General features: G+C 36.1%; 7 protein-coding genes. 6 read left to right on the top strand and 1 reads right to left on the bottom strand.

Annotation, left to right across the window (positions count from 1 at the left end):
* A partial coding sequence (locus tag BIZ36_RS21375; protein WP_353616864.1) for a BLUF domain-containing protein occupies positions 1-164 on the bottom strand: 164 nt, incomplete at its 3' end.
* A gap of 508 nt (positions 165-672) precedes the next feature.
* Here BIZ36_RS21375 and BIZ36_RS20295 point away from each other — a divergent pair.
* The 6 genes from BIZ36_RS20295 to BIZ36_RS20980 all read left to right on the top strand — a co-directional run bounded on the left by BIZ36_RS20295 (position 673) and on the right by BIZ36_RS20980 (position 5057).
* A complete protein-coding gene (locus BIZ36_RS20295; RefSeq protein ID WP_187459684.1) occupies positions 673-1014 on the top strand; it encodes a hypothetical protein in 342 nt (113 codons plus the stop codon).
* A 1045-nt stretch (positions 1015-2059) separates the two neighbouring features.
* Positions 2060-2311, top strand: coding sequence for a type II toxin-antitoxin system ParD family antitoxin (locus tag BIZ36_RS20290; protein WP_187459683.1), 252 nt, complete (start codon positions 2060-2062; stop codon positions 2309-2311).
* Positions 2298-2600 (top strand): type II toxin-antitoxin system RelE/ParE family toxin, encoded by a 303-nt coding sequence (locus BIZ36_RS20285; RefSeq protein ID WP_187459682.1) that lies wholly within the window; start codon positions 2298-2300, stop codon positions 2598-2600. Before BIZ36_RS20290 ends, BIZ36_RS20285 begins: the two co-directional genes overlap by 14 nt.
* A gap of 619 nt (positions 2601-3219) precedes the next feature.
* Entirely contained in the window at positions 3220-3969 is a 750-nt protein-coding gene (locus BIZ36_RS20280) for a leucine-rich repeat domain-containing protein (protein ID WP_187459681.1), read from the top strand.
* 81 nt (positions 3970-4050) lie between these two features.
* Complete coding sequence (locus BIZ36_RS20985; RefSeq protein WP_222937494.1) at positions 4051-4545, top strand: DUF1016 N-terminal domain-containing protein; 495 nt, start codon at positions 4051-4053, stop codon at positions 4543-4545.
* Positions 4546-4571: 26 nt separating this feature from the next.
* Positions 4572-5057, top strand: coding sequence for a PDDEXK nuclease domain-containing protein (locus tag BIZ36_RS20980; RefSeq protein ID WP_222937493.1), 486 nt, complete (start codon positions 4572-4574; stop codon positions 5055-5057).
* The last annotated feature ends 315 nt before the right edge of the window (positions 5058-5372 follow it).

Genomic DNA, 5372 nt, shown 5'->3' with positions numbered 1-5372 from the left:
AAAAGGTTCACTTTTTTATGCCTTTTATCCTTTTCGATGTTCGCGTAAAAGGCCTTGACCTTGTCCTCGGGACCCTCCAAAATCTGTATGAACCTACCCGAATAGTAGATCAGGCAACCGATGATCCCGTTATCGGAATTGAACGCCCTGGCAGTATTGAGGATATCTTCGATATCGGAATTCCGTAAACCGGGTACTGCCTCCGACTCATATGTTAGCGTTTACATTCCATAACATTATTAGGGTTCGGGCAAAAGTATCATTTTTTTACACAAGAACTTGATTAACTGAAAATGTTATCTTTCGCGTTTTCTACCATTGACAATCCGGAAATCGTAACTTACGATAAAGTTCAAATAAAAGATTGATAAGGCTATGAAACCTCCAGTAAAATAGATTTGACAATGTCTTCAAGAGATTTGCAAAAGTAAAATCACTACAACCTAACCAATTTTGCACCATAAATAAATTTAATAATTATGAGTACAAAAGGAGTATGGTTTACTGGAAGGGGCTGTATTTGGAGAATCGAGAAGTCTAGGAATTGGAATACCATTGAGTACTACTGTATCAGGAAATGGAAATGTGGGATGGACAGAGGAACATGATGATTTCGATGAGGCCATTATAGATTTATACAATAAAGACATAAGAGGGAAAAAATAGTTTGGAATGAGGTCTAATTATGTTAAAATTGGATGTTTTATATTCGCTTTTGGGATTCTAAATTGTAGTTGTACATATTTCTGCGGAAAGTGGATAGAGTACGGTGAGGATTATAAATTTGTTGTTAAGGAATTTAGCCAATATAGAGGGGCACTTTGTATAAATGGCGAGTACAAAATAGATTTAGCAAAGGACAATAAAAAACCATACCCTACCAAGTTATATGAATTTATCGAAGTAGGTGATACAATTTTATCAAAAGCAAATACTGACACAGTTTATGTTATAAGAAGTGATCGGAAATACATGTTTAAAAAATATGGAATAACCGGAGGTAAGAAAGACTGAGTTTATAAAAATGATTTCCTGATAACTTTTGTTTTTTTTAATCTAGGGATGATTATAATAAGAACAAACTTGGACCTCAGATTTTTGGTTTCGTAATTGTAGGTTTGCTAACCTATTATATCTTGAAATCTTTGTTTTTGTAAAGTTCAAATAAACGATCACTTTAAAAGTGAACCGGTAGGTGAAAAAGCCGTTAACGAATTGGTAGAACAAATCCATTAAAATAATCAAGCTGAAAATTTTGGACTCCACTTCGACAAGGCGACGTAAAAATCAAGCTTGATAGATAAGCATTAAAAAAGGTCGGGGTTTAGCCGACCTTTTACCTTGCTTTAAACATCAAATCAATATGTGGGTTTGATGTATTGATTCAACGGCGTAAGGACGCAGTTGTTGTATAAATATGAGTCAGTTACTATAACTGATCCATTATGAACACATTGATCATTCTAACTACCGATTAAATAACGGTTCCCTTCTTAAATTGGACAGTATAAGTGTTTACGAGCTTAGGGCTATTAAATGATTTTGGTACAATTATAATCAACTGGATACGAAAGGTCCATGACCTTAGATCATATTCCTTAACAAGGTAAGAATACCTCTAGCAAAAAAGGCCAGGTGCACCTAGCCTTCATGGGGGACATAAAAAGGTGTTATATCCATCCATAACTAACACAAGTTTTTAAAAACATTATTAAGATAATAAAAATATGGCATTTGTTAAATAAATTAACATATATAATTTTTGAGCAATACCAATTGTAGAATAACCGAATTTAGAGCCCCAATACTAATTGACCAGAACGGCCAAAGAACATAGAATATATTAGATAGGAGTGAACTTCATGGCAGCTTTTTAAGAATCCTCAATTATATAATTTCCCTTGTGTTCACGTTTTCTTTAATTTGCATTGTAGCTTTTCCTGTTTTGTATAATTGATGATTTGGAAATCGTAACTTAGTGGAAAGTTCAAAAAAGGGATACTTGCCTTGTCCATAAAAAAGACCTAAATTGAACCATAGTTATTAATATTGGTTCAATATGGCGGTAATAAGAAAATCCATCACTTTTACGGAACAACAAGATACGTTTGTCAAAAGTTTGATAGAGCAGGGGTTCTACACTAACGATAGTGAATATATCAGGGACATAATCCGGAAGGATCAAGAGCGCAGAAAACGCATAGTGGATCTGAACGAAGCTCTTATTGAAGGTGTCGAGAGTGGTCCTACCGATGCTACTATAGACAGTATTTGGGAAGAAGCGATAAATGAGCACAATGCCGGAAAATAAATATGTCATCAGTGAAAAGGCAAGGGCTGATTTTAAAACCATTGCCAAATACACGGTTGAAAATTTCGGGGAAGCACAATCCTTAAAATATGCAGAGGGCCTCAAAAGTGTTTTGGACGAACTGGCCGACAATCCCGAACTTGGTAGGAGATATGTGGCCATAAAGGATAAAATGCTACTACGTTATCGTTACAAGGCACACGTAATCTTTTACTACATAATGGGGAACCAAATATTCATCGTAAGGGTTTTGGGCGGTCGAATGGATTTTCCAAAACACCTTAAGTAGAGTTCAAAAAAACGATTTTTTTTTAGGGCTCTACATATGAATTATCAAAATCTATTATTGGGCATCTTTTTGGTTATTATTACCTTGGTCTGGTTCGTTCTTCTAGTCAGAGAAAATCGAAAGGATGAGAATTATGATTATTGGTTGTTTTCTTACGATATCAATATTGTTTTCGGACTAATAGTATTTTTTGTTTTAGGCATAATACTAATTTATCGGGGTTTTATTTCTTAAATGATGTAAGTTTCATTTCATCAAAATAAAAGGTCAAAAAAAGGATGATTGAGAACATACTTGAATTTTTGGAGGAATGCTTTCGGAGAAATTCTAGGTGGAGTTATATAGGTGCAGGAATTTTTGTTGTAGTATTAATAACCGCAATAATCATCATAAAGTTCAAATAAAGGATTTTTATAAGCCATTTGTTTTGAGATGAGGGACCATCGATATTATCACCTTCAGGTGCCATCGAGGAAAACTGTGCATATCAACCGCTATATGCAATCCGGTGTGCTCCCTTGTATTTTTCTTTTTTACGTACCTTTCGGTATGATAAACAAATATCCAATCGCACGACTACACATAGCCCTGTGTTAGTTGCAATTTAAGACGAACGACATTGAGTCTAGAAAAAAAAGATGTTAAACACGGATTTTGGAATTACAAGAATAGGAAACCTGAATATCTAACTTGTAATAACAAAAAAATAAACAATGTTAAGTTGCTTGGTATCGGCTTCCAGAACGAAGCCAACAAAACTAAAGAACTAAAAATCTGGAATAGCATGCTTGAACAACTAGATAATGTTGAATACATATGGACTTATCATAAGTTAAATCAAACAACATTTGAATCCATTGGTCGAATGAAAAACTTAAAAGGAATCAACATTAAATGGAGTTCTATAAAGGATTTGGAGTGTTTAAAAGACAAAACCGAAATTGAACATTTGAATCTTGGTTTATCAACTGGTCTAAGAAGTATTCAACCAATATGCGAATTACCAAACCTAATCACTATAGAATCAGAAAATTTAAAAAAGGTTAATGATTGGAAGTATTTAGGAAATTTAAAACAACTACAAGGACTTGGAATCAGCGGAGGAATGTACGAGCGACTAAAACTAAAATCTATTGACTTTATCCGCGAATTAGTGAATTTAAAATATCTCTACTTAAGGTCTACCAAAATCTTGGACAACTCATTAGAGGCTATAGTAGGGTTGAAAGAGTTGCAAAACTTAAGGTTGACTAATGATTGGTCTGAAGAAAGTATTGTCCAATTGAGAAACACCTTGCCGAAATTGAAATACGGTAATGTTGCGAATGATAAACAAACTCGATATCTAAATAGAATTTTTGGAAAATAAAAAACAGCACCCAATGTAGCCTTCCCTAAAAATGTAGCCTTCCCCATTTTCGACAATTGATAATTCAGAAGTAGTAACTTAGTGGAAAGTTCAAAAAAACGATCCCAAAGCCTGTTCCAAGACCTAGCCAAAATTATTGAGCAAGGTAAGAGACAGGTCACCTTTCAGGTTAACAGCACCTTGACAATAGTATATTGGCAAGTAGGTTTCAAAATAAATACGCACGTTCTAGAGGAGAGCCGGGCAGAGTACGCAGGGGAAATTACGGCGAAGGTATCGCGGCAATTGGTCGAGCATTTTGGTAAGAGCTTTGAGCTCCGCAATCTCCGGCGCATGATGCAATTTGCCAGAATGTTCCCGGACTTGAAGATTGTGTCACCGCTGGTGACACAATTGAGCTGGACACATTTTATCGTACTCTTGCCCATAAAAGATGAGAACAAGCGTTTGTTCTACGCATCCAAGGCAGCCGAGGAGGGGTGGAGCAAGAGGCAACTTCAGTTCCAAATCGAACGCAAGGCATACGAACGCAAGGAAATCGCGAAAAGCCAAATATTGTCGCATCCAATAAAGTAAGTGCCTCTTTCAAAGACCCGTACATTTTGGACTTTTTAGGCGTCCAGGACGGATATCTCGAAAAAGACCTTGAATCAGCGATCATCAAGGAATTGGAACTCTTCATCCTTGAGTTGGGAAAAGGGTTCGCATTCGTCGAACGGCAAAAGCGAATGATCATGGATGGAAAGGATTTTTATCTAGACCTTTTATTCTATCACCGAAAACTGAAACGTCTGGTCGCCATAGAGCTTAAACTGGAGGAATTCAAACTTGCCCATAAAGGCCAAATGGAGCTCTATCTCAAATGGTTGAACCGTTATGAAAGGCAGGAGGGAGAGGAGCAGCCCATAGGGCTTATACTCTGTGCCGAAAAAAGTAACGAACAGATAGAACTCTTGGAAATGGGAAGGGACGGTATTATGGTGGCCGAATATTGGACGGAACTTCCCCCAAAGGCACAGTTGGAGGAAAAGCTGCACGATGCTCTATTAGAGGCCCAGAAAAGGCTAGGAAGAAAAAAACTGAAATAAGAGTATTCTTAAAAGACAGGTAGAATCCTAATTTTAAAATATATACGAAGAATGTATATCTTTAGAATTAAGTTACAAATGAAGAAGTATAAGTTTGGTATTTTGTATATCAATTTACAAACACAAATGAGTTGATATACGTTTTACCGAAGTTTAAATTTTGTAATCAATTAAAAATAAGGCATGTAGGTATTTTGGAGTTCCATATATTTATGTGATGATGCACAATTCACCTAAAGGTGAACCCAAATCGCTACATTGTCGCTCCGCTCCAATTCCCGCACTTTGGGGTTTGTGCATCATCGCAGGGCTATG

The sequence above is a fragment of the Cytophaga sp. FL35 genome (assembly GCF_014349235.1).
Classification (GTDB): domain Bacteria; phylum Bacteroidota; class Bacteroidia; order Flavobacteriales; family Flavobacteriaceae; genus Euzebyella.
The sequence above is the reverse complement of the archived record's forward strand: the minus strand, read 5'-3'. Positions and strand labels throughout refer to the sequence as shown.

Excerpts from the sequence above, each read along its gene's own strand:
- BIZ36_RS20295 (WP_187459684.1), top strand. The coding sequence starts at position 673 with ATGAGGTCTAATTATGTTAAAATTGGATGTTTTATATTCGCTTTTGGG.
- BIZ36_RS20290 (WP_187459683.1), top strand. The coding sequence starts at position 2,060 with ATGGCGGTAATAAGAAAATCCATCACTTTTACGGAACAACAAGATACG.
- BIZ36_RS20285 (WP_187459682.1), top strand. The coding sequence starts at position 2,298 with ATGCCGGAAAATAAATATGTCATCAGTGAAAAGGCAAGGGCTGATTTT.